Source organism: Shewanella sp. cp20, from assembly GCF_000832025.1.
Classification (GTDB): domain Bacteria; phylum Pseudomonadota; class Gammaproteobacteria; order Enterobacterales; family Shewanellaceae; genus Shewanella.
The window spans coordinates 16,649-41,508 of sequence record NZ_JPII01000009.1 but is presented as its reverse complement, the minus strand read 5'-3'; the positions used below and the strand labels follow the sequence as shown (position 1 = coordinate 41,508).

Genomic DNA, 24,860 nt, shown 5'->3' with positions numbered 1-24,860 from the left:
ATGAGCGTACCGTTTAACAATCCACTGCCGATCCCCGTCCTCGGATTTTGCGCCTACAGTGGCACAGGCAAGACCACACTGCTGAAGAAGCTGATCCCCGAACTCAATCGCCGGGGCCTGCGTCTAGCCGTTGTCAAACACGCTCATCACAACTTCGATGTGGATATTCCCGGCAAGGACAGCTACGAGATGCGCAAGGCAGGTGCCCGCCAGATGCTGGTCGCCTCCCACGTGCGCTGGGCCCTGATGACAGAAGATCCTTTCGAGGATGCCCCTGAGCTACCTCACCTGCTGGCTCAAATCGAGGCCGACAAGGTAGACATCGTCCTGGTGGAGGGCTTCAAGAAGCTGGCCCTGCCCAAGATAGAGCTGCACCGCGCCGCCCATGGCAAACCCTTTATCCATACCCATGACGACAACATTCAGGCCATCGCCTGCTGCGACGAGACTCAATTACCCTCGGATCTTAGACGCCTGGATATCAACGACGTCGGCCAGATCGCCGACTTTGTTATCGAATACGCCAACAGCTGGCGCCCCTGTGCACCATCGCTCCCCCTCGCTCCCGAGTGTGGCTGCGAACTCGATACCAGCAAGACGCTGTCGGTGAGACAGGGGATAGATAAAATTCTTTCTTACGTCACGCCAGTCTCTGCCACCGAAGAGGTGGCCATTGATGACAGCACAGACAGGGTTTTGGCCGAGGATGCCATCTCGCCGGTGGACGTGCCCCAGCATACCAACTCGGCGATGGACGGTTTCGCCTTCGCCTATTCAGATCCCATGCAAGCCAGCTACACCTTGGTGGGCGATGTGATGGCCGGTCACAGCTATCAGGGCACACTCAAGCCCGGCGAGGCGGTGCGCATCATGACGGGCGCCCCCATGCCTGAGGGCGCCGATACTGTGCAGATGAAAGAGATGGCAGAGGATCGCGGCGACACCGTCAGCTTCCAGGGCAATATCAGCCTGGGACAACACGTTCGCCAGGCCGGTGAAGATATCGCCAAGGATCACACGGCGCTGGGGGCCGGAAACAGACTCAAGGCCGCCCATCAGGGCATGCTGGCCTCGCTCGGCTTTGGCAGGCTGCCCGTATATCGTCGCCCTAGGGTCGCGGTATTCTCAACAGGGGACGAGGTATGCCAGCCGGGCGAGCCATTGAAACCCAACTGCATCTACGACTCCAACCGCTTCACCATCAAGTCCATGGTCAAACAGCTGGGCTGTGAGGTGATCGATCTCGGCATCATCGAAGACAGCGAGGCCGCCCTGATCGACGCTCTGCAAGGCGCGGCGCAACAGGCCGACGTGGTGATAAGCTCCGGTGGCGTCTCGGTAGGCGACGCTGACTTTATCAAGTTAGCGCTGGCCAAGGTTGGACAGATCAACTTCTGGCGCATCAACATGCGTCCGGGTCGCCCCCTGGCCTTCGGTCAGATTGGCGACAGCCTCTTCTTCGGCCTACCGGGCAACCCTGTGGCCGTGATGGTCTCCTTCATGCAGTTCGTGCAACCGGCGCTGCGCAAGTTGGCAGGAGAACAGGAATGGGCACCGACATTGGTGCCAGCCGTCGCCGACTGTGCGCTGCGCAGCCGCAGCGGCCGTACGGAGTTCACCCGTGGCATCTATCATCTGGGCAGCGATGGCCGATTGCATGTCACCAGCACGGGCGCCCAGGGTTCAGGCATGTTGAGCTCAATGGTGAAGGGAAACTGCCTTATCGTGATCGCCGAGAAAGACGAGCAGCTCAACGTGGGCGATACCGTTTATATTCAACCCTTTGCCGATCTCTTATAGACGACAAATAGCAACAGCCAGGCGGGCAAGCAGCCCTTACCCGCCGCCCTAGGTGATTCTATATGAGTTTAATCGTCGATACCTTTGGCCGTACGGTCGAATATCTCCGCCTCTCGGTGACCGACAGATGCGATTTTCGCTGCGTCTATTGTATGAGTGAAGATCCCTGCTTTCTCGACAGAGAGCAGGTGCTCAGCCTGGAGGAGCTGGCCTGGATAGGTCAGGCCTTTACCGAGCTAGGGGTGAAGAAGATCCGCCTCACCGGCGGCGAACCCTTAGTACGCACCGATTGCGACCAGTTGGTCAAACTGCTGGGCCAGCTTCCCGGCCTCAAAGAGCTGTCCATGACCACCAACGGCTCGCGCCTGAGTAAGTTTGCCGGCAAGATGCATGAGGCAGGCCTGAGCCGACTCAACATCAGCTTAGATACCCTAAAACCCGAGCTGTTTACCCAGCTGACCCGCAACGGCAATCTGGAGCGGGTGATTCAGGGGATCGATGCAGCCAAGGCCGCTGGCTTCAAGCGCATCAAGATCAATGCCGTGATCCTGCGCGGTCAGAATGACGATGAGGTATTGGATCTCATCGAGTTTTGCCGCGAGCGCGAACTGGATATCGCCTTCATCGAGGAGATGCCCCTTGGGATCATCGACGAGCGCAAGAAGAGCCGCCACTGTAGCAGCGACGAGGTCAAGGCGATCATCGGCCAGCGATACCCGCTAAGCGTCTCCAACAAACGCACCGGCGGCCCGGCCCGCTACTACACCATGCCCGGCAGCAGCATACATGTAGGCTTCATCTCGCCCCACAGCAACAACTTCTGCCACGAGTGTAACCGGGTACGTGTCACGGTTGAGGGACGCCTGCTGCTCTGCCTGGGCAATGAAAACTCGGTAGATCTCAAGGCGATTGTCAGGGAATACCCGGGCGATATCGCGCGCCTGAAACAGGCGATTCTTGAGGGGATTAAGCACAAACCCAAGGAGCACCACTTCGGCCCCGAGGGAGAAACCCAGATCCTGCGCTTTATGAATGCCACCGGCGGCTGATGTCCTGGGCCATTTTCGATGTTAGACTCGTACACATCTTACATTGATTGATGCTGACTCGAGATGGCCCTGACCAGAAGAAAATGGAATAACATCATCATCTTCGCCTCCATCGCCATGGTGGCGATACTCACCTTTTTAGATCGTCAACGCCAGACAATCCCGGATGACGCCCAGCCACTGTTCGATCAACAGGCGCCGCTGGCTCAGCTGCAATATGATGACCTATGGCTGGCCGAACAGGGCTTTGGCTGGCAGTGCGACCCTAGGGTGCTCAACTGCCGCCAGTGGGCCGAGGCCTGGGGAGGCATACAGGTCTCTCCTATCGCTAAGCCCACAGACCTAAGCGCACAGGCCCACGAACTGGTGCTGCAGATCCGTGACATAGAGACACCGCAGCTCTGGCTCTTCTATCCCGACGAGGGGCTACTCAGCTCTCCCGCCGGTAATTGGTACCAGATCCCGCCGAGTCTGCGCCCGCAGCTTGCGCCAATTCTCAAGCTCGATAACCCCTAACAAGTTAAACGAAGAGATTTATATGCCCGAACTCCCCGAAGTCGAAGTGACCCGCCAAGGGATCTCCCCTCACCTGCTGGATCAGGAGGTCACAGGATTAACCGTGCGCAACGCATCCCTGCGCTGGCCCGTGCCCGAAGTAGCCCAGCAGATAGTGGGCCAGACCATCAGAGGGATACGCCGCCGCGCCAAGTATCTGCTGCTGGATACCGATGCCGGCACCACGATCGTCCACCTGGGCATGTCAGGCAGCCTGCGTATCCTGCCCAAGTCGACACCCGTGGAGAAGCATGATCATATCGATCTCGAACTGGCCAGCGACAAGGTGCTCAGGTTTAACGACCCAAGACGTTTCGGCGCCTGGCTCTGGTGCGAGCTGCCAGAAGCCGCCCACCCCTTGCTGTCCAAACTCGGGCCCGAGCCACTAGAGTCAGGCTTTAACGTCAACTATCTAGCCAAGGCGCTGGAGGGCAAGAAGAAAGCAATAAAACTCTGCCTGATGGACAATCACATAGTTGTAGGTGTGGGGAATATCTACGCCAACGAGGCGCTGTTTGCCGCCGGCATACATCCACAGGCCGAGGCTGGCCGCATCGATATGGAGCGGCTAACCGTGCTGGTTGCCGAGGTAAAACAGATACTGACTCAGGCAATCAAACAGGGGGGAACAACCCTCAAAGATTTCACCAACGCCGAGGGAAAACCCGGTTATTTCGCCCAGAAGCTACATGTTTACGGCCGCGGCGGCGAGACCTGCACCCAGTGCGGTCACCTGCTGAGCGAGATAAAACTCGGCCAACGGGCCACCGTCTTCTGCGGCCTCTGTCAGCCAAGATAATCCTAACGCTAAAAACGCAAAAAGGCTGACAAAGTGTCAGCCTTTTTTACTATGCCACAGCCTAGAAGCTAAAGACGAGAAACTAGAAGCGATACTCATAGGTGCCAAACAGGGTCGCATTGGTATCTTTATCGTCGGCCTCAAATTCAGACTGAGACACAGTGCCACCCAGGCTCATCATCCCCCTCCAGATCGGCAGGCGATAGCTAAGCTCTAGCATCAGCAGATCTTCCTTGCGCGGCTGAGGTGCCCAACCATTATTGACGGTTTTGCCATCCTTGTTCAGCTGAGCGAAGCGCAGCAGAGAGGTAAAGCCATGGCTATTGGCAAACTGGCCGATGAGCCCCAACACATAGACGTTGGCGTCACTGTCATAGGTACTGCCCAGTGAGCGGCCATAGTAACGAGAACCACTCAGGTAGGTGCTGTGCTCGTAGAAACAGTTGAAGGCATTCTGGTCCTCGCCACAGGCGACCATGGTATCTGAATACTCGAAGAAGAGCTTATACTGCTGCGAGTCGAACTCGAAACGGGTATCGGCACCGAACAGCTTGGCGCAGTCGGCCAGATCCCACGGCATAGGGCCGCTTGAGTCTTCACAGGTGCGCTCTAAATAGAGGCCGACAGGAATGTCGAACCAGGTATCGGCGTAACGGATATCGAAGCCCGCCATCTGGTTACCTATCTTGGACTGCAAGGCAGGATCACAGTTGGCCTCACCATTGATACAGGTGGTATTTCCGGCGATAGCATCGAACAGGGTAGACAGCCCACACTCCTCGCCCTCACCACAGAACATGGTAGTCCAGGAGATCCCCATCTCCAGCTGTCTCAGGGGGCGAATGGTACCGCGAAAGTTCCACAGCAGCGGATTGGCGACGGCGCGCTCCTCTTCCAGATAGCTGATGCCAGTGGTCAATGTCCAGGGGCCTATCCAGGAGAGCCAAGGGGTTTCAAACGCCGCGGCGTTATTGCGGCTCAACATCAGACTGGGCAGCGGGCGGGCGTTGTTAGAGCGGTGAAGCGCGGTATCGAATCCCGGTCCCCACCATTGATCTACGGCGCCGGCCGTCACCATCCAGTTGCCCAGAGCCACCGCAAAATAGGAGTCATCCAGGCGCACCTCTTTCTCATCCAGCGGATCATAGTGCGCCGAGGCCGCAAGCTTAAAGGCAAACCTGTCGCCCAGATACTCATGGGACACCTGCACCTCACCCTTCTCGCGATAATCTGAGCCAAAGTGCTGGAAACGGGCCGGATCGCTACCGCCACCCGCCTTAATACGAGTATTGCCGCGATTCTCTACCGCATTACGGTAATAGAAGTTCACTCGGGCAAACGCGGTGGCGAGACCCGGCGACAGCACAGAGGGTTCCACCTTGCTCAGATCGCTCCCAATCCCAGACCACATCAGGGGGTAAGTATTGACCGGCACTGTGATGACACCGGCGTCAGCGAGCGCCTGAATATCGGCTCTGAGATAGATATCAGACACATCGACCCAGGGAGCCGCATGGGCTAAAGAGGAGAGCAACAGGCTTAGCGCCGCGACCCCTCCTACAACATAAGCTTTCATTTTTTCCATCATGACGGGCAAATTAATCCTTTTTTTGCAGCGCTTTGGCTACTTCTTCATGCACAAATTGACTGACATCACCACCATGTAATGCCACCTCTTTCACCAGGGTCGAAGAGATAAACGAGTTCTCTTCGGCCGGCGTTAAGAATACGCTTTCCAGATCGGCGCTCAGGCGCCTGTTCATGTTGGCAAGCTGAAACTCATATTCGAAATCTGACACCGCCCGCAGGCCACGCACCAGGACGCTGGCATTTTGCTCCTTAGCAAAGTCCACCAGCAGGCCACTAAAGCCTACCACCTCGACATTATCCAGATGCTCGGTCACTCGCTTCACCAGCTTGACCCGCTCCTCAAGGCTAAACCTAGGCTGTTTTGAAGGGTTAGCGGCTATGCCGATCACCACCTGCTTAAACAATTTCGCCGCACGCTCGATAAGGTCGGTATGACCGTTAGTGACAGGATCGAATGTTCCGGGATAAATCGCTTTCGTGTGCATGTTTAGCAGACCTAATTCGCATCGTAATGGCGCCTAGTTTAACGAGTTTCCCTCCGGGATTGAACCACCTGCATCGAATTGTTTATTGGTAAAAATCGCTAGAAGCTAGGGTTTGTATCATTAGTGTAAAAATGCCATGGGAGAAAGTTTTACAAAGAGTCACCAATGTCAGAATTGGCTGCATAATGGTCGAGCAATTCTTTGTCAACCTTAGGTTACGAGTATTAATGTAACCCACACGCTAAAGAGATTCCTTCCACAAGAGATGGTCGCTACGGGATAAATGTGTCCTGTTTAGATAAGACTGGTCTATTACTGGGTAAGTAAAGGCCCTGGAAGCCCAATAAGACTAACCGACAACTTTACACAATAAAATCAACAACTTGGAGTTATTGGGTGGCTAACAATAAGTAAAACTATTGATTCTCATCACTCTTAAGAAAAACAAAGCACTAAGATACGACAATAGTAATCAAAGACCTAATATGTGCACCAGTGACCGAAAACTAACTCTCTATGCGTAAAAGCAATTAACAACTGTCACACCTGTTGCGCTTACTATGGCTTTAAAAGTCGTTTTTCACCCACTAAATTTGCTTTATCATATCAAACTAAATTTTTCCGCTGCCTCGGTACTAGAGTCGGCTCAGCTCTTTTAGGTTATAAGATGTCAAAGAAAGTCTTAGTTGTCGGCGTGTTTGATCTGTTTCATCGTGGTCATGTTGAGTTTTTAAAGAAAGCTGCAACTTTTGGGGACGAGCTCATTATCCTTATCAATGGAGATGAGATGACTGAAAAATATAAGAGAAGACCAGTATATTCAGAACAAGATAGAGCTGCCATTCTAAGCGCCTTGGCATGCGTCACTGTTGTCGAAATTACAAACAGCTTCGACGTGAAACCTTTCATCGAAAAATATAATATCGATGTCATAGTGCATGGGAATGACTGGGAACATAACTCTTATCTCGAACAGATCCGTTGTACCGAGGAATACCTACAACAACAAAAGGTTACCATGGCATATACCGACTATCATTCTAGTGTTAGCACAAGTGCTCTACTCAAGCAGATCAAGGAATTATAATTGCAAAATCTTTTGGGAAAACTAAACACTCGCCAATTGGAGTTCCCCGCACAACTGATAGTGCAAAAAGGAGCCATCTCAACATCTGAGTTTTTGTCATCTCAAATCTCTTCAAGAAGAGTGTTATTGGCAATTGATGATGGAGTCCGAGAGCTAGCGAAGATGAGTTTACCTCACCTTCATAATCCCAACAGCATCATATACTCGGTCACTGCGGCAGATTTTGACAACGTGCGCCAGATAGATATGCTTTGCGCTCAAGAACATATCGAAACTGTTGTCGCATTCGGTGGTGGCAAGGTCTTAGATGTATGCAAGCGATTAGCAACAATCAGAAAATTCGAATTAATTGTTGTCCCTACAGCATTATCGAGCGATTGTATCTCTTCACCTGTAGCCGTCATTTTTGATGAACAGGGCAAAAAGCTTAGCTTACCTGCGGCCATACCCAATTTTATCGTCGTAGACACTGAACTGTGCGCGAAAGCGCCTAAGCGGTTGACTCAGGCAGGTGTGGGGGATCTTTTATCGAATTATTCTGCATTACTTGATATGGATTACGCCAAAGGCAGAGCCAACTTCGATGGATTCTCCTACTTACTGGCAAAATCCGCCGCAAATGAAATCCTTAATATGGAACACAAACCTCTCACAGATCTTACGACAATCACTCAACTCGCCGAAGGGCTAATACTGTCAGGATTAGCCATGGGGTTTTCAGGTGATTCTAGGCCATGTTCTGGAGCCGAGCATTTAATTAGCCATGCAATTGATTATCTACAACTTGGTACTGGTCTTCACGGCGAGCAAGTAGCCCTTGGCACCAAATATTGCCACTTTTTACGTGAGCAACTTGATTTACCAACCTTAGACCCAAGGGTTCTTAATACAATCGAACGACTCAATATAAAAAGCACACCAGCAGCTTTAGGCATTAGCAAGGAAGAATTTTTCAATGCACTCTCGATTGCTCAGCAGATGCGCAGAGATCGCATCACATTTTTAGAGTCTTTAGAGCAAATACCCACAGAAATACTAGAAATAGCCTACGAGAATGCCTTTGAACCGCTAGGAAACTAGATAGTCCACAATTCGCTCACTACATCTCCCATCTACCAAACCAGCTAACTCTAAAGTGTATTGAGCGCGCTTGGCGGCAAAGGACTCGGGCTGAGCGATCTGTTGATCAACCACTGCCTTAAGCTCTGTGTAAGATGCCGCATGGGCTGCTACACCGGCATAGCGATAGAGATCCTCATCCATACGATTCTTAAAACGGAAGCTAAAGATGCCGCGATAACTCCAGCGCAGGTGATAGAAGTCGCACCAGACCACGGGCTTATCCAGGGCGGCAAACTCAAATAACGCCGATGAGGCGTCACTGTCAAGAGATCGGCACTGGCCATGAAAGGCAAAAGGTTTGCCTGCTCCACAGGGGCCAGATAGACATTATCGAAGGCCCCCCAATGCTCCAGCAGTCGCTTCTGCTTCTTATAGCTGGGCTTGCTCAAGGAAAAATAATGCGGCTTCAGCAATATGTTGTATTCGCTAAAGGCGCTTGGCCAATCTTTAGCCATCTTCTCAATACTGCTGGGATAGAAGGTGGGGGCATAGAGCAGGGTCGGCTTGGCAGGGTCTAAACCTAACGCCGCCAGAGCCAGCCCAGTCTCATTGCCCTGCACAATAGGATCCAGTTTGGCATAACCGGTATCGATAAAAGTTTTGTGAGGATAGAGCTGCTGCAGGCGCTTGAGGCGGTATTCCCCCTCGACGAAACGCACATCCATATCCGACTCGGACACAGTGTAATAGCAAGCCTTTGGGCCTATGCCATGTTGCATCAGGGCGGTCTTACAGATCCCCTTAAGCTTGGCCGCCGCATCGAAACTATTACCGAAGATCACCCAGCTAGGTTTCTCTTTCAGGTAGTAGGCAAGCGCCTCCTCTTGCGAGTCGACCCAATGCGCCTCCAGGGCATTTTGCGCCACTAGGGCATCGAGCGCCGCCTGTTGCTCCTGACTGCGATAGATCACGAAACGCACCAGCTGCCCACGAGCCTGCAACTCCTGCATGACGGGCAAATACTGCGGCAAATAGTATGGATGCAGAACATCAAAACAGATCACAATCAATCTTCTCGCTGGTTATAGAAACCTATGACCCGGCGCGAGGGACAGCAAATTGCCACCAAACACTCGACCCAGCCTCAGTCTATCAATGGGCATACTGGCGCAGATTGTAACACATTCCATTAATACTACAGCCAATTTGTCACCCCTCTAGGCGAAAGCCTGACCAGTGGCGCCGAGTTCTTAGCGATGAGTCACAAACTGATCCGAAACCAGCGCTTAACCTCTGGCAAATAGCCCTTGGCCAAGGTTTTATCTGCCTTCAAAGCCATGTATCCTTAAGCCACTTTCATTTTATCGGCTAGGGCACAATGTCTCTTATTCCCAATGAGCGATTAGCACAGGCAAAACGCCTCCTCTTTATGTCACCGCTGGCACTGGGCGATTTTCTCTATATCAAGACCTTTCTAGCGGCACTCAAACAGCAACAGCCGCACCTGGAGGTCGACATCTGGCTCGACGACAACCGCAACAACCAAGACAGCTGGCGCCTCTCGCGCAGCAAGATTATGCAGCAGTGGATAGCCGCCGAGCACGCCTTTAGCCGCAGCTATGGCTGCAGTGACAGCAAGGCGATGCAGGACCAACAGGTCGAAACAGCCAAGACACTCGGCTACGACTTAGTGATCACTCACTCTGGCAGCAAGAGCGAGCAATTCTCAGCCCTGGCCAGACGCATCAGCCCCAAGGGTTTTATCGTCACCAGCCTGGCCAAGTCCAAATTTGCTGGCCTGCTCGATCCCTGGTTTTTCCGTCACAGCGATAAGACCTTTAAGATAGACGTAGCGGCCCTCGGCGAGCAGCACCACATTACCGATCGCTACTATCAGCTGCTACACAGCATTACCGGGCTGACGCTGGACAAGTCGGCCTTTATGCCGTCGCTGACCATAGCCCCGGAGTTTGCCGAGACGGTGCAAACCTGGCTAAATGAACAGTTTGTCGACCAGCCTCAGGGCAAGCTCTATTTTCTCAATCACCTGTCGACCAACAAGAAGCGCGACTGGCATCAGTCACAGCTGTTTGAGCTGATCGCTCGCCTCACCGAGCTGGCACCTGATAGCCGTTTCATCGTCAACAGCACGCCGGAAAATTATGATGCCCTGGCTAAGGCGATCGCCAATGAGCCAAGGCTGGTAAACAGCCAGGTCGCCCTCTTTACCGTGCAAGACAACTTCTTCGAACTACCGGCTATGATTGCCGCCGCCGACATGGTGATCACGGTAGAAACCGCCATCATGCATTTCGCCACCGCCAGTCAACGACCGCTTATCGCCATGATGCGACAGAAGAAGCCCTACTGGGCACCGCCGGAAACGGCGAGTTCCAAAGTGCTATACGCCTCGACAGGCAAGGGATATGTCAGCGATATCGGCGTCGATGAGGTGATGGCAACACTCGCCAAAATGCCAGATGTCAGCGCTAAGTTAACTTCATAACAGCCAAGGTTCCATTATGAAAAAAGCTATCTTCACCCTCGCCATTGGCGACAACCCCATGTACCGGGCTGCTATTTCGAGCTTTAAACAATATGCAGAAAAGGTTTCTGCGGATCTCATCATCTCAGATCAGCTTCACTACAAGCTCCATGTGAACAATAAGAAGTTTGATGCAAGCCCCGCATGGTCTGAAAAGCTATATATGCAAGAAATCTTAAAAGAATATGATCGCGTACTCTATTTAGACGCCGACATGCTGATTTCTCCCTGGGCGGAAAATATCTTTGAACAATGCCCTGACCTAGATGCCGTTTACATGTTCAATGAGGGCGCGCATATAGACAGATCACAACAGTCAGAGCAAATAAATCAAGTGCTTGGCGAAGTAGACTGGCCTCAAGATGAAGGCAAGATGATCTATTTTAATTCAGGCATGATCTTGGTCTCTAAGCAGACAGGTCTGTTCGATAGCGCCAGCGCAGAAGAGATGCAGAAGATCTGTAACGAGGTGAAATTTTACGATCAAACCTATATCAATTATCTGATTCGTAGAGACAAAATAAGAAGTGTTTGCGTAGATAAACGCTTTAACCGCATGCCGCTATTAGGTAATGAGAATTATCAGGAAGCAAGCTTTATTCATTATGCAGGCAGAGGCTATCGCGGGAAAATTCCCATGAGAGAACTCAAGTATATTGCCGACTACTGCGACATGTATAAAGAGAGTCTGTCAACGTCAGAAATATTAGAATATAAACAACAGGCCTGGCACTGGTACATGCTCAAGCAGCAACGAAAAACCAAGCTCCCTATCCCTCTGCTTAGCTGGATATTTGGTCTGCTACACCCCGCTCAAAAATACTGATAACCCATACAACAAGATAGGGGCTTTTGATACCGCCCCTATATTTACGCTCAGCTCATAACTTGCGCACAAATTCGACAAAAAAGCGCAACACTCCCCACAATAAAATTACAGCCACAACGCAAAGTAAACATAAAAGCTAATAAATTCGTATAGTTACATGCTATGGGGTATACAGAGTTTAAGTTTGTCACTTAACTCATTTTTATGTCCATTAGCTTAATTATCACCACCTATAACTGGCCAGCAGCCCTAAATGCCGTCCTCGCCAGCGTCGAGAGACAATCCCGCCTCCCCGACGAGGTGATCATCGCCGACGATGGCTCTGGCAAGGCGACTCGCGATCTTATCGACACACTCAAAGCCCATTTTCCTGTTCCCCTGATCCATAGCTGGCATGAGGATAGAGGCTTTCGCCTCTCCGCCAGCCGCAATCGCGCCATCGGGCTTGCCAGCTTCGACTACATCATAATGATCGATGGCGACTTAGTGTTGCACCCTGAATTTATCGCCGATCACTTGGCCGTCGCCGAGCCCGACTGCCTGGTGACGGGCAAGCGCGTCAAGATGGGGCCTGACTTGAGCCGAGAGATATTGGCAACTAATGCGCGTCCGAGCCTCTTCTCGCCTGGTATCGCAAGGGGAAGGGAGCTGGCACTGCGCAGCCGCTGGCTATGCGAGAAAACTGGCTGGGGCGCCCCCGATTCGATAGAAGGCATACATGGCTGTAATCTCGGCTTCTGGCGACAAGATGCCTTGGCGATCAACGGCTTTAATCAGGCATTCGAGGGATGGGGACCGGAAGACAAGGAGTTTGCTCTGCGTATGTATCACAACGGCAAGTGGCGCAAGCGGGTGAAGTTCTATGCGGTCGCCTTTCATCTTCATCACGAAGAAAGCTGCCGCCACCAACTGGCAAACAATAATCGGCTATTTAACGCAACCTTGAAGGACAGATCCATTCGCTGTGCCCAAGGCATTAACGAACTCGGCGGCTAAACTGGAGAAGGCGGCTCGCAGAGGCTGAGATAATCGGCAACAATTCGCTCAATAGCGACCTCATCGAAGATCTCGCACTGATGAAGAGACGGATAATGGCATAGGGCCTTATCTATCTTTCGGCTCAAGGCCTCACTGTCCCGCCGCGGCGCAAGGTAATCGGCCAACTCACCCGTCAATATCTCATCGGGTCCATGGGGGCATCGAGTACTCACCACAGGCGTACCGCACATCAGCCCCTCCGCGAGGACATTTCCAAAACCCTCATAATCGGAAGATAAAACCAGCAGCTTAGCGCGCCTGATCCAGGGGAAGGGATTGGCCTGAAAGCCGGGACAGATGATGCGATCGGCCACGCCATGTTTCTTGGCCAGTTTCATCGCCTTCTTAGGGTTATTGCAGAGCAGCACCAAGGGCAGAGGTTTTTGCATCTTGGCAAGCGCCTGAAACAGTATGTCGTGGCGTTTCTGGCGCGCGACCCGGCCAACATGGATAAGGTAATCCCCCTCGGGGATATCCGGATTCACCTCTTCCGCCTTTGCCCTTATCGCATCCATATCGAAAGGGTTGTAGATGGTGCGCATGCTACGGGGCGCAACTCGCCCGGTCTGACTAATCTCCCTCGCTATCCCTTTGGAGACGGTGATCAACGCCTGACCATCCAGTGCCTTCTTGGTCCTAAGCATAGTGAGATAGGCCAGCGGCCCGAGCTTCCGCTCGCGCTTCAACTCCTCTTCGATTGAGTTATGCACCACGATATAGAGGGGCGCGACGCCTGCCCGAGTCAGCAGGAGGTTGCTCTTGTCCAGATTAGAGAGGATCAGATCGAAGCGGCCATGGGCCTGCTCTATCCCCTCTATCCACTGCTTCACCCTAGCAGCCGAGCGCCCCAGTCGCCACCAGGCGATAATGTGCTTGTCCCGTTCATCGAAACAGACATGCAGAGGTATGCCCTCTGGTACCACATAGTCGTAATTCGGGCTGATAACCAAGAGATGCGGTTCGTGACCCAGGCGTTTCATCTCCGTCGCCAGGGTCAGGACAATCTTCTCTGCACCGCCCCCCGCCAGACTATCGATGACGAGGGCTATACGTTTACCGCTCACAGCTCAGTCCCAGGAGTCTAGCGATCTCCGCCATGCAGATATCCAAGCCCTTAGCCTCGGCCTCTCTGTCCATTTTTGCCGCAAGCTCCTGAGTAGTTTGCGGCTCGAGCAGGCGCTGCACCTGAGCACACATGGCATCCAGCTCGATATCACAGCTGAGGGCAAGACCCCGCTTCACGCAGCTGTCGATCCGCTTGGGCTGATCCTTAGAGACGGCCACCGCCAGCGTCGGCACCTTGAGCGCGATCGCCTGCAGCAGCGTGTCGCCGCCACTCAGCACGGCACCCGCGGCGCCATCGAGCAAATTGATAAACTCCAGGCTAGAGAGCCGCTCTATGGCCACGACGCCCTCGAGCCGAGGCAGAGCCTTAGGATAGTTGGGGCCAAACACCATGACACTGGGGATCCCGGTCTCTCGATAACAGGCCTGTGCCACCTGGGCGAAACGCTCGGCCGCCAGAGTCGAGCCGATATAATGCCCACCGGAGCCGGCGCTATAGAGAAGATAACCTTTAGGCTTTAAACCATACTGCTCTCGCAAGGCTTGCTGCAGGACAGTATCGGGACGCGCGAAGATAGAACCGGTAAAGATGGGCTCGGGACATTTAATCAGGTTTAACTTGAAGCGCTCGAAACGACTGATATCACCAATCACAAACTCGGGTTGCACCACCCAATGGCTGTCGGTCACTAAGGCTCTTTCGAGCTTCATGCCGCGGGCCCGCTTACGTTTATGCTGGCTAACGAACACCACCTTGGCACCGCTGCGACTGGCATGTTTAAGCTGGGCCTTACGGCCGGCGGCATCGAAGATCACTAAGTCAGGCTTGAGCTGCGATACCAGCTGGTTGACCTCTTTCACCCGCTTGGTGGGCGTGTCATTAACCAGATGTGTCGGATAGGGGCAATGCTTGGCATAGGGTGCACGGCTATTGAGCACAAACTCAACCTGTGCCCCGGGCCAACGCTGCATTATCTCGTCGGCCACTATGGTGGAACGCATATATTCACCTATCCCCTCTTTACAGGAGACAGGTACAAACAGAAACTTTGGCGCCACTGACATCAACGATATCCCTAAAAATAAATGGGAAAACCCCATCTTCCCTCATTGCATGGCTCAACTGATGGGTGCCAGATGAGCCAATCAAACCTGAAGTCTACCATTATTCGCCAACTCGTGGCTAATGGCTGGCATGTTGAGAGGGCTAGCTCGCTTGAACACCTTCGCTTGCCTTAGCCAGACGATCAAATTGGGCAGTCACGGGGGCCACCTGGATCATCTCCATCAGATGCGCCCCCTTGGCACGTGTGCCCCAGGGCACCTCGCCCGAATGTTGCTGGGTAATGGCCTCATCATAGACGCTGACCACACTCTCTAAACAGGTGTAGGGCCCGGTGCGCCCAGGATTGGAGTGGGCGTAGAGGCCTATCACGGGCGTACCCTGAGTCACCGCCATATGGGCCGGTCCAGTGTCTGGCGCCAGGACTATACTCGCCTGTTTCAGCAGCGCCAAGAGTTGTGTCAATGAGGTCTTGCCCACCTGATTTTCGATACGGGCATCGCCATGTGTAACTATGGCTTCGGCAAGCTTACGCTCCATAGAGACCGGGCCACCGCAGAGCAGCACACGATAACCTTTCTCCAACGCATGGTCGGCCACCTTGGCATAACGTTCGGGCAGCCAATTGCGCTCGGCCTTACTGGCGGCGGCGCAGATAATCAATGTTTTGTCTCCATCAGGGATAAGCTCGCGCGCAAACTCGGTATCGGCGACGGGCACAGGAATATTCCACTTAGGCGCAAGATCCGTGACGCCCACGGCCTTGGCAAACCCCATGAAGCCCTCGAGCACATGGGGAGTCGCCAGCGGCTCGACCCTATGATTGGTCACCAGCCACTGCCCCTCCTTGGCCCTGGCACGATCGAACCCCAAGCGCACCTTGGCCGAGATGGCCAAGGATGCGATGGTTGCCCTCAGCGCCACCTGCATGTGTAGCAGCACATCGAATCTACGTCCCTTAAGCGCCTTACGCAGGTTAAAGTAAGCGCGCCAGCCCTGAGACTTATCGAAGATCACAAATTCGATACGCGGCAGATGCTTAAGCAACTGATATTCCACCTTGCCGATCACCCAGGTGATCTTAAGATCGGGATACTGGCGCTGTATCGCCTGCACCATGGCCACCGCATGACACACGTCGCCGATGGCAGATAAACGTAAGAGACACAAAGAGTGGGCAGTCTGCAAATTCAAGCTCATATTGGGGCCGCTGAGAAATAGTAAGGGAGTAAGGATCCGCAACGAGTTTAATGTAGAATGTCCCTAGGTTCCATGATTAGGCCGTCATAGGGACCAACTTTCTTTAGAACCTGTGGCCCTGTTTACCGGCCGGATGACACTATGAAGATCCACGATACCAACATTCCAGATGTTAAGCTGCTCGAGCCTCAGGTGTTCGGCGATGAGCGCGGCTGTTTTTTCGAAACCTTTCGCAAGCGGTGGTTTAAGGAGCATCTGGTTGATCTCGATTTCGTGCAAGAAAATCAGAGCCATTCACTGCAGGGCACGATACCCGTTACGCCATCGATGCCAGTAAGCTCAGCGATAAATAGGGCTGGCAGCCAAGTGAAAGCTTCGTCAACGGCCTTGAGAAGACGCTGGACTGGTATCTGATGCACGTGAATTGGTGCCATCGGGTGGTGAGGCAGTCTTAATGGGCCGGGCACGATGATAAAGATATTGGTGATCGGTCGCCAGGGGCAGGTTGTCCAGGCACTCAAGGCGACTCAGCCTAACGACTACTGGGTGGACTACCTGGGCCTGATAGATCAAGCGGCTAAGATTAGCCCCGCCAGCACCCAAGACTATGGCACACCAGCACCTCGCCCTCCCTACAGCGCGCTGGACTGCAGCCAATCACAAGCCATTCTGCCCGCCAAGCCTTGGCAGGTGAATCTTAGCCAGGTACTGCAACAACTGGTGAAAGAGGGCTGACAGGGCGCCAATATCGGGTACAATTCCCCATAGCGACCACCCAAGCCCGTTGAGCCAGTAAATCTATGCAAATAAAACCTACCGATGCCGGTTGTATCGTCTTTAACCAGCCTTCGCTCAAGGCGATCACCCCTGATTGGTTTACCTTCGATTACTGGCAAGAGCTAGGCGCTATCACGGGCTCTTCGACGGGGCGTTACACCACCTGGTTTGTCAATCCTCATCCACTGAGCCAGGCACCCGAGGAGGAGTGGGTACTCAGACACTATTATCGTGGTGGCATGATGGAGAAATTCAGCCGCGACGCCTATCTCTATACTGGGCTAAAACGCTGCCGGGCAATCGCGGAATTCACCCTGCTGGAGCAGCTGTTTGAGGAAGGGTTTGCCGTACCTGAGCCGGTGGCGGCGCAGATCCAGCGCAGCGGCCCCTGTTACCGCGGCGACATCATCATCAAGCGGATACCGGGCGCGCGCGATCTTGTGGCTAGGCTGAAACAGTCACCTATGTCCGCGGAGCTTTGGCAGGCGCTCGGTGCATGTATCGCTAAGTTTCATCGCCGCGGCGTCTACCACGCGGATCTCAATGCCAAGAACATACTGCTCGCCGATGACAACTTTACCCTGATCGACTTCGATCGCGGCGCCCTCAAGAAGCCTGACAGCAGGTGGCAACAGGCCAACCTCGACCGCCTGCTACGCTCCTTCAACAAGGAGAAGGGCAAGGCACCCGAGCTACACTTTACCCAGGAAAACTGGCAGCAGCTATTAGCGGGTTATGCAAAGGCATAACCTATCCCCTGCTTTTTAATGTACGACGGGGCTTAATTAGCCCTTAAGCAGCTCACTCGCCAGGGCAAACTGGGCCACCAACGCCCCTTTATTGGCCTCGACCACCTCGAGCCCAGCCTCTCTGGCAGTCAGATAGGCCGCCTTATCATCAAACTTATGCACCAAGGCCTGAGCCAGCTCATCACCGTCCAGCACCAGCGTCAATGAGCCCGCCTCCTTGAGCAGCCCTGTGATCTCGGCAAAGTCCCAATGGTGAGGCCCCACATAGACGGGCAGACCTATGGCCGCGGGCTCCAGCGGATTATGGCCACCATTTTCGATCAGGGTGCCACCGACAAAGGCCTGATCCGCCGCGCCATAGAAGCTCAACAACTCGCCCATGGTGTCGCCGAGCAGCACCTGAGTCTGCTCATTTACCACCTCTTGACGACTACGTCGCGCCAGCACCAGCCCCGCGGCCTTGACCCGGCTTGCCGCCGCATCAAACTGCTCCGGATGCCGGGGCACCAAGACCATTAGCGCGTGAGGAAACCGCATCAACAGACTCTTGTGCGCGGCGAGCATGATGTCGAACTCGCCCGGGTGCACACTGCCCGCGACCCAGACGGGGGTCTCCATACGTTGCCACTGCTGACGTAGCCCCTTGGCCTGCTCGAGCAAGTCTGGCGCTATGGTGAGGTCGAACTTAAGACTGCCTGTGACCTTTACCCGCTCGACATCGACCCCCAGGTCGATAAAACGCTGCGCCGCCTGGGGCGACTGGGCGGCGATCAGATCCAGAGAACGCAGCATGGGTTGCGACAGCTTGGGCCTAGCGCGATACTGATTCGCCGACTTCTCCGACAAACGAGCATTAGCCAACATCAGCTTGATCCCTCGGCGCTTGGCCTGATGGATAAGATTAGGCCACAGCTCAGTCTCCATGATGATAATTTGTTTGGGTTGCAGCTGGCCCAGAAAGCGCGCCACACACAGGGGCAGATCGAAGGGCAGGTAACAGTGCTGTACCGACTCGCCGAAGGCCTTGAGCACCTCGGCCGAACCAGTCGGGCTGGTCGTGGTGATAGTGAGTTTAAGATCTGGGTTGGCGGCCTGTATCTGCTTAATGAGCGGAATCGCCGCCAGGGTTTCCCCCATGGAGACCGAATGAATCAGCAGATCTGCCTTCGAAAGCTTGGCCAAACCGAAACGCTCGCCCCAGCGACCACGGTAATCCGGGCTCTTAACCGCCCTAATCACCAAATAAAGAATTAGCAGGGGGCTTAGCAGATACAGCAAGATTGAATAGAGGGTACGATTCATAGGGGTCGGCACTTAGACAGGGGCAATTTACTCATAGGGCTTAATAGTAACATATGCCTGACGCCGACGGGCGGCAAACGCCAATAACCCGATACAGCGTCAGTCAAATTGATAAAAGGAGTGAAAAACAGGGTGTTAATCTTAACTGGTCTGAGTAGCCATAGATTGACTTTTACCCGCTGGCTGATAAGTTGCAACTGGAGCCTTTACTCGAATGTAGCCAATTATCCAGTCCGCCTATTCGCTTGAGTGCGCTGGTAGATAACCGACCTGACTTAGGATCAAGATGAAAACCCGCGATAAAATCGTCCATGCCGCCCTGGCCCTGTTTAACGAACATGGTGAGCGCAGCATCACCACCAACCATATTGCCGCGCATCTGGGGATCAGCCCGGGTAACCTCTACTACCATTTCCGCAATAAAGAAGACATTATTCGCTCCATCTTCAGCCTCTATGAGCAGCACCTAGAGACAGGCTTTCAGCCCTATGAAGGCAAGAAGGTGGATGTCGACCTCTTGATCGGCTACTTCGATGCCCTCTTCTATACCCTGTGGCAGTTCCGTTTCATGTACGCCAACCTGGTGATCATCCTCAGCCGCGACGAAGAGCTCAACAAACGCTATACCGTCACCCATGAACAGGTACTCAAGAAGGCCACCAGCATTCTTAGCCAGTTGAAACAAGATGGCGTAGTGGTGTTGGAAGATGCCGAGATCACCCCATTGGCCGACACCATCCGTATGGTGGCCTGTTTCTGGATCAGCAACCAGCTCACCCACTCGGAAGCCACCCAGATCACTAAGACCTCGCTCTACGAGGGTCTGCTAAGGGTATTGATGATCTTCAAGGCTTACGCCAGCGATTCCGCCAAACCCACCTTCATCAGGCTGGAGCAACACTACCAGGCCTTGGCTAAGGCGGAACAAGAGGAAGACTAGACGAGCATTGGCTGCGCGCCAGCATCTACAGCCATCAGATACCGCCAGTTGTAACATTTCGCATTATTTTTTGTTATGCGAAAGTTGCACATGCACTAACTTAGTTAATAGCGCAAAAAAAAATGTGGCGCCGGCCGGGTTTAAGGTTAGAATTCGGCCAGCCTAGCGCGATCCATATCCCAGGCGTCCCCTTTTCCGACAGGCTTGTCGGCAACAATAGATGGTCGAAACTGAACTAGACTTAATCATTCATCGACGGGGCGATACCTGGCTATGACAAGCCTGACTTATGCGTTAAACATGGTTCCTAACTTATCGCCTTTCCTCGAATTTATCTGCCAAGCGTGCAGGCTCGAGCAAAGCATACAAAAATAAAACGAGACAGAAAGAAGGAGACTACAGGTGGCAACGACCTCATTCTACGATCAAATCAATCAGCAGCTGGCTGAAGTGAAAGCGGAAGGCTTATACAAGAGCGAGCGCGTTATTGCCTCTCCTCAGAAGACTGAAATCCAAGTCAACGGCCACGAAGTGATGAACTTCTGCGCCAACAACTACCTTGGCCTGGCCAATCACCCCGAACTGATTGCCGCCGCCCAACAAGGCCTGAGCGATCACGGCTTCGGCATGGCCTCTGTACGCTTCATCTGTGGTACCCAAGATATTCATAAGCAACTCGAAGCCAGCCTAAGCGAATTCCTCGGCATGGAAGACACTATCCTTTACTCTTCTTGCTTCGACGCTAATGCCGGCCTGTTCGAGACCCTGCTCGGCGCCGAAGACGCCATCGTCTCAGATGCCCTGAACCACGCCTCTATCATCGACGGTGTGCGTCTGTGTAAGGCCAAGCGTTTCCGCTATGCCAACAACGACATGGCCGATCTGGAAGCACAGCTGCAGGCGGCAAAGGCAGCCGGTGCGCGCCACATTCTGATCGCCACCGACGGCGTATTCTCAATGGACGGCGTCATCGCCAACCTTAAGGGCGTTTGCGATCTGGCTGATAAATATGGCGCCCTGGTCATGGTGGACGACTCGCACGCCGTGGGCTTCATTGGTCAAAACGGCCGCGGCACCCACGAATATTGCGACGTGATGGACAGAGTCGACATCATCACAGGTACCCTGGGCAAGGCCCTTGGCGGCGCATCGGGCGGATTTACCTCCGCCAAGAAAGAGGTGATCGACTGGCTGCGTCAACGCTCACGTCCTTACCTCTTCTCTAACTCACTGGCACCTTCTATCGTCACCGCCTCGATTCATGTGCTGGAGATGCTCAAGTCTGGCCAAACACTGCGTGAAGCCGTATGGGAAAACAGCCGTTACTTCCGCGAGAAGATGACAGAAGCAGGCTTTACCCTAGGCGGCGCCGACCACGCCATCATCCCTGTGATGATTGGCGATGCCAAGCTGGCCAGCGACTTCGCTAACCGTCTGCTGGAAGAGAACATCTATGTGATCGGCTTCTCCTTCCCTGTGGTACCTAAGGGCCAGGCCCGTATTCGTACCCAGATGTCTGCCGCCCACACCCGCGAGCAGCTCGATCGCGCCATCGATGCCTTCACCCGCATCGCTAAAGAGATGGGAATTATCTAGGAGTCTATCGATGAAAGCCCTAAGCAAACTCAAGCCTGAAGAAGGCATCTGGATGGTTGATGCGCCAAAACCTGAAGTTGGCCACAACGATCTGCTGATCAAAATTCGTAAGACCGCCATCTGTGGCACCGACGTACATATCTACAACTGGGACGAATGGTCGCAAAACACGATCCCCGTCCCTATGGTGGTCGGCCACGAATACGTGGGTGAGGTGGTCGAGATTGGCCAGGAAGTCCGTGGCTTCCAGATCGGCGATCGCGTATCGGGCGAAGGCCACATCACCTGTGGTCATTGCCGCAACTGCCGCGCGGGCCGTACTCACCTGTGCCGCAACACCTCGGGCGTCGGCGTTAACCGTGAAGGTGCATTTGCCGAGTATCTGGTGATCCCAGCCTTCAACGCCTTTAAGATCCCCGACGATATCTCTGACGATCTGGCCTCAATCTTCGATCCTTTCGGCAACGCGGTACACACGGCGCTGTCGTTCGATCTCGTGGGCGAAGATGTACTGATCACGGGCGCAGGCCCTATCGGCATCATGGCAGCAGCCGTCTGTCGTCATGTTGGCGCACGCCATGTGGTGATCACAGATGTGAACGAGTACCGCCTCGAACTGGCCAAGAAGATGGGCGCCACCCGCGCCGTCAATGTGGCCAAGGAGAAGCTGGAAGATGTGATGCAGGAACTCGGCATGACCGAAGGCTTCGATGTGGGTCTGGAGATGTCCGGCGTACCGGCCGCCTTCCACTCTATGCTGGATACCATGAACCACGGCGGCAAGATCGCCATGCTGGGTATTCCCGGCGGTGACATGGCTATCGACTGGAGCAAGGTGATCTTCAAGGGCCTCATCATCAAAGGGATCTACGGCCGTGAGATGTTTGAGACCTGGTACAAGATGGCCAGCCTGATCCAATCTGGGCTAGATATCTCCCCAATCATCACACATCACTACAAAGTCGATGATTTCCAAGCAGGTTTCGACGCCATGCGCTCGGGCCAGTCGGGCAAGGTGATCCTCAGCTGGGATTAATCCCCCGAACCACCCGCAACCGGGGCTGTACTCTCACGGCCCCATGTTGCACACTTATCCTATCCCTCTTTTGCTTTACAGGTTGACTATGTCTGCTTTTCAACACCTGAGTGTCAATCAACTCATCCATATGCTGGAAGACAATGCCGAATTACAGGTGGTCGATATCCGCGACGGCGCCAGCTTCGAGGCGGGACAGATCCCCGGCTCCACTAATCTCAACAACGAAAACCTGGCACGCTACATTGCCGAGGCCGATATGGACAGCCCACTGGTAGTGATCTGCTACCACGGCATCAGCAGCCAGAACGCCGCACAATACCTGCACGAGCAGGGTTTCGATGATGTCTATAGTCTGGACGGTGGCTTTCAGGCCTGGCGCGAAGCCCATTAATCACCCGAGGTGAATATGTTGGAACTTGGTCGTCTCCCCAATGAGCGCGCCGCCCAGGCGCTGATCGATTACCTCAAGGGCCAGGGCATAGATTGCCGGCTGCAACATGCCGAGCTTGGGGTCACTCTCTATGTCACCCGAGAGCAAGACTATGCCAAGGCGCGCCAGGAATATGAGCACTTTGTTCGCGATCCCTATGACGACAAGTACCTTCAGGCCTCCTGGGAGAATGGCAGCACGGGCACCAAGCTAGATTACGGTGCCCCCGGCCTTCAGCTGGCCACTCAGTTCCTATCGGGCGCCGGCCCCTTGACCCTGAGCGTCATGCTGAGCTGCACGCTAATCTATCTCGGCTTTATCTTCGGCTTTGCCAACCCCATCTTCGAGGCACTCTCCTTCTTCGGCGCCGTGCCAGATAGTGATACCACTCAGATATGGCGAGTATTTACGCCGAGCCTGATGCACTTCTCAGCCATGCACATCATCTTCAACCTGCTCTGGTGGTGGTATCTGGGGGGTAAGATAGAGAACAAGCTGGGTGTCACGCCGCTGGCGACCCTGCTGTTGATCGCCGGCACTCTACCGAATGTGCTGCAGTATGCCATCGGCGGGCCCAACTTCGGCGGCCTCTCGGGCGTGGTCTATGCTGTGGTGGGCTACACCTGGATCATGGGGATCAAGCGTCCCGAGAAAGGCATCGGCCTGCCCCCTGCCTATATAGGCTTTATGTTGATCTGGCTGGTATTCGGCTTTACCGATATGTTCGGCCTCTCCATCGCTAACGGCGCCCATATCGGCGGCTTGATGGTAGGCTTAGCCCAAGGCTTTATCGACAGTCGCCGACGGACTTGATGCAAAGCTGAGATCAAAAAGGGCCCAGCAACATGCGGGCCCTAATTTAATTAACTCAGATCACGCCAGCTCAATCACCTTCTTCACCAGCTTATCTATGCCGATATGAGCCTGGGCGATATTCTCGGCCAACATATAGGCCGGTGTACTCACCAGTTTGCGCCCCTCATCGACAACTATCTGTTCGACATTGGCGTCCACATGCTCACCGCCCATCAGATTAAATGCATGAGCCGTCTCGCTGTCGTGGCCTATGGTGCCTTTGGCCTTCTCGCCATAGAGCTTAGGGATCATCACAGGCGAGATACAGATGAAGCCGACGGGCTTGTTCGCCTCGACAAATTCACCGATGAAAGTCTTTACGCTGGGCGCCACCTCGCACTCGCTACCGACCACGGCAAAGTTACACAGGTTCTTCGCGGCGCCAAACCCACCGGGGATCAGCAGGCCATCGAACGCCTGAACATCTAGCTCGTCCGTTGCCTTAATGTCGCCACGGGCGATGCGCGCCGATTCCACCAGCACGTTGCGATGCTCACCCACGGCCACCTCACCGGTAAGATGATTCACCACATGCATCTGCTCGATATTAGGTGCAAAACATTGGTAACTCACTCCGGCCTGGGTCAACGACAGCAGAGTCAATACCGCCTCATGAAGTTCGCTGCCATCGAACACTCCCGCGCCGCTTAATAAAACAGCAAATTTTTTCATTAAAAACTCCTTTAATAGACCGAATGGTTTTAACAACTAAATAACAAAAGGGTTGATCTGATTATTTTTCATGCTAAGTTAGTTCATCGACTCTAACAAGGCCGAACAATTTCGCCAAGTCAGAGCATTAATATGGATGACAAAATAATAAATCCACAAATTAGGAATTTTTACTCGGAAGTAATACCTAGTTCACATAAAAATATAATATAAAAACAAATCAACAAGTTACATCACCCGCTTATGTTCGTCGTCGTGATACCTACTCGCTGAAACTTTTTTAGCTCACAGACTTATCCACAGGCTGCTGAGTAATTTGCCGTGGCCGAAATC

General features: G+C 53.6%; 24 protein-coding genes and 1 pseudogene. 17 read left to right on the top strand and 8 right to left on the bottom strand.

Translation table 11 applies throughout. The features are described from left to right. The 4 genes from DB48_RS02510 to mutM all read left to right on the top strand — a co-directional run bounded on the left by DB48_RS02510 (position 1) and on the right by mutM (position 4,203). The gene (locus DB48_RS02510; protein ID WP_041508765.1) at positions 1–1,800 is read left to right on the top strand and encodes a bifunctional molybdopterin-guanine dinucleotide biosynthesis adaptor protein MobB/molybdopterin molybdotransferase MoeA; all 1,800 of its coding nucleotides are present in this window, start codon (positions 1–3) and stop codon (positions 1,798–1,800) included. A 62-nt stretch (positions 1,801–1,862) separates the two neighbouring features. Further along, a complete protein-coding gene (moaA, locus tag DB48_RS02505) occupies positions 1,863–2,849 on the top strand; it encodes a GTP 3',8-cyclase MoaA (RefSeq protein WP_041508764.1) in 987 nt (328 codons plus the stop codon). Positions 2,850–2,912: 63 nt separating this feature from the next. Next, entirely contained in the window at positions 2,913–3,365 is a 453-nt protein-coding gene (locus DB48_RS02500; protein ID WP_041508763.1) for a hypothetical protein, read from the top strand. Between the two features lie 22 nt (positions 3,366–3,387). Next, positions 3,388–4,203 carry a bifunctional DNA-formamidopyrimidine glycosylase/DNA-(apurinic or apyrimidinic site) lyase gene (gene mutM, locus DB48_RS02495; protein ID WP_041508762.1) on the top strand — a complete coding sequence of 272 codons (816 nt, stop codon included), beginning with the start codon at positions 3,388–3,390 and terminating at the stop codon, positions 4,201–4,203. Between the two features lie 82 nt (positions 4,204–4,285). Here the strand turns inward: mutM and DB48_RS02490 are convergent, their stop codons facing one another. Beyond that, on the bottom strand, positions 4,286–5,779 hold the full coding sequence (locus DB48_RS02490; RefSeq protein ID WP_443018604.1) for a capsule assembly Wzi family protein: 1,494 nt from the start codon (positions 5,777–5,779) through the stop codon (positions 4,286–4,288). A gap of 22 nt (positions 5,780–5,801) precedes the next feature. After that, the gene (gene coaD, locus DB48_RS02485; RefSeq protein ID WP_011867486.1) at positions 5,802–6,278 is read right to left on the bottom strand and encodes a pantetheine-phosphate adenylyltransferase; all 477 of its coding nucleotides are present in this window, start codon (positions 6,276–6,278) and stop codon (positions 5,802–5,804) included. Between the two features lie 667 nt (positions 6,279–6,945). Between coaD and DB48_RS02480 the strand changes: the two genes are divergently transcribed. Beyond that, positions 6,946–7,365: an adenylyltransferase/cytidyltransferase family protein gene (locus tag DB48_RS02480; RefSeq protein ID WP_041508761.1), complete on the top strand. Its 420-nt coding sequence runs from the start codon at positions 6,946–6,948 to the stop codon at positions 7,363–7,365. Further along, on the top strand, positions 7,366–8,445 hold the full coding sequence (locus DB48_RS02475; protein ID WP_041508760.1) for an iron-containing alcohol dehydrogenase family protein: 1,080 nt from the start codon (positions 7,366–7,368) through the stop codon (positions 8,443–8,445). On the opposite strand, the pseudogene DB48_RS02470 reads toward DB48_RS02475, so the two are convergent. After that, positions 8,434–9,491 (bottom strand): annotated as a pseudogene (locus DB48_RS02470) (CDP-glycerol glycerophosphotransferase family protein). The gene DB48_RS02475 and the pseudogene DB48_RS02470 sit on opposite strands and share 12 nt — an antisense overlap. A gap of 314 nt (positions 9,492–9,805) precedes the next feature. Here DB48_RS02470 and DB48_RS02465 point away from each other — a divergent pair. The 3 genes from DB48_RS02465 (at position 9,806) to DB48_RS02455 (ending at position 12,797) form a co-directional block, all read left to right on the top strand. Beyond that, a complete protein-coding gene (locus DB48_RS02465; protein ID WP_052813628.1) occupies positions 9,806–10,933 on the top strand; it encodes a glycosyltransferase family 9 protein in 1,128 nt (375 codons plus the stop codon). Between the two features lie 16 nt (positions 10,934–10,949). Beyond that, positions 10,950–11,798: a glycosyltransferase gene (locus DB48_RS02460; RefSeq protein ID WP_041508759.1), complete on the top strand. Its 849-nt coding sequence runs from the start codon at positions 10,950–10,952 to the stop codon at positions 11,796–11,798. Between the two features lie 207 nt (positions 11,799–12,005). Then, positions 12,006–12,797 (top strand): glycosyltransferase family 2 protein, encoded by a 792-nt coding sequence (locus DB48_RS02455; RefSeq protein ID WP_041508758.1) that lies wholly within the window; start codon positions 12,006–12,008, stop codon positions 12,795–12,797. On the opposite strand, the gene DB48_RS02450 is transcribed toward DB48_RS02455, so the two are convergent. From DB48_RS02450 to DB48_RS02440, 3 genes are all read right to left on the bottom strand, one after another. After that, the gene (locus DB48_RS02450; RefSeq protein WP_041508757.1) at positions 12,794–13,903 is read right to left on the bottom strand and encodes a glycosyltransferase; all 1,110 of its coding nucleotides are present in this window, start codon (positions 13,901–13,903) and stop codon (positions 12,794–12,796) included. The genes DB48_RS02455 and DB48_RS02450 overlap by 4 nt on opposite strands. Further along, a complete protein-coding gene (locus tag DB48_RS02445) occupies positions 13,893–14,969 on the bottom strand; it encodes a glycosyltransferase family 9 protein (RefSeq protein WP_041508756.1) in 1,077 nt (358 codons plus the stop codon). The genes DB48_RS02450 and DB48_RS02445 overlap by 11 nt, the downstream gene beginning before the upstream one ends. A gap of 142 nt (positions 14,970–15,111) precedes the next feature. Beyond that, positions 15,112–16,167, bottom strand: coding sequence for a glycosyltransferase family 9 protein (locus DB48_RS02440; RefSeq protein ID WP_041508755.1), 1,056 nt, complete (start codon positions 16,165–16,167; stop codon positions 15,112–15,114). Positions 16,168–16,308: 141 nt separating this feature from the next. Here DB48_RS02440 and DB48_RS20590 point away from each other — a divergent pair, with 141 nt between their 5' ends. From DB48_RS20590 to DB48_RS02425, 3 genes are all read left to right on the top strand, one after another. Next, a complete protein-coding gene (locus tag DB48_RS20590) occupies positions 16,309–16,581 on the top strand; it encodes a dTDP-4-dehydrorhamnose 3,5-epimerase family protein (RefSeq protein ID WP_443018603.1) in 273 nt (90 codons plus the stop codon). 54 nt (positions 16,582–16,635) lie between these two features. Beyond that, complete coding sequence (locus DB48_RS02430) at positions 16,636–16,902, top strand: sugar nucleotide-binding protein (protein ID WP_041508753.1); 267 nt, start codon at positions 16,636–16,638, stop codon at positions 16,900–16,902. 65 nt (positions 16,903–16,967) lie between these two features. Then, entirely contained in the window at positions 16,968–17,693 is a 726-nt protein-coding gene (locus tag DB48_RS02425) for a 3-deoxy-D-manno-octulosonic acid kinase (RefSeq protein ID WP_041508752.1), read from the top strand. 36 nt (positions 17,694–17,729) lie between these two features. Here the strand turns inward: DB48_RS02425 and waaA are convergent, their stop codons facing one another. Then, complete coding sequence (waaA, locus tag DB48_RS02420) at positions 17,730–18,995, bottom strand: lipid IV(A) 3-deoxy-D-manno-octulosonic acid transferase (RefSeq protein ID WP_041508751.1); 1,266 nt, start codon at positions 18,993–18,995, stop codon at positions 17,730–17,732. Between the two features lie 286 nt (positions 18,996–19,281). Between waaA and DB48_RS02415 the strand changes: the two genes are divergently transcribed. The 5 genes from DB48_RS02415 (at position 19,282) to glpG (ending at position 23,813) form a co-directional block, all read left to right on the top strand. Next, complete coding sequence (locus DB48_RS02415; protein WP_041508750.1) at positions 19,282–19,935, top strand: TetR/AcrR family transcriptional regulator; 654 nt, start codon at positions 19,282–19,284, stop codon at positions 19,933–19,935. 402 nt (positions 19,936–20,337) lie between these two features. Then, a complete protein-coding gene (locus DB48_RS02410) occupies positions 20,338–21,531 on the top strand; it encodes a glycine C-acetyltransferase (RefSeq protein WP_041508749.1) in 1,194 nt (397 codons plus the stop codon). A gap of 10 nt (positions 21,532–21,541) precedes the next feature. Beyond that, positions 21,542–22,567 carry an L-threonine 3-dehydrogenase gene (gene tdh, locus DB48_RS02405; RefSeq protein ID WP_041508748.1) on the top strand — a complete coding sequence of 342 codons (1,026 nt, stop codon included), beginning with the start codon at positions 21,542–21,544 and terminating at the stop codon, positions 22,565–22,567. Positions 22,568–22,655: 88 nt separating this feature from the next. Then, positions 22,656–22,961: a thiosulfate sulfurtransferase GlpE gene (gene glpE / locus DB48_RS02400; RefSeq protein ID WP_041508747.1), complete on the top strand. Its 306-nt coding sequence runs from the start codon at positions 22,656–22,658 to the stop codon at positions 22,959–22,961. 15 nt (positions 22,962–22,976) lie between these two features. After that, complete coding sequence (gene glpG / locus DB48_RS02395; RefSeq protein ID WP_041508746.1) at positions 22,977–23,813, top strand: rhomboid family intramembrane serine protease GlpG; 837 nt, start codon at positions 22,977–22,979, stop codon at positions 23,811–23,813. A gap of 60 nt (positions 23,814–23,873) precedes the next feature. On the opposite strand, the gene elbB is transcribed toward glpG, so the two are convergent. Further along, positions 23,874–24,527 carry an isoprenoid biosynthesis glyoxalase ElbB gene (gene elbB / locus DB48_RS02390; protein ID WP_041508745.1) on the bottom strand — a complete coding sequence of 218 codons (654 nt, stop codon included), beginning with the start codon at positions 24,525–24,527 and terminating at the stop codon, positions 23,874–23,876. Between the last annotated feature and the right edge of the window lie 333 nt (positions 24,528–24,860).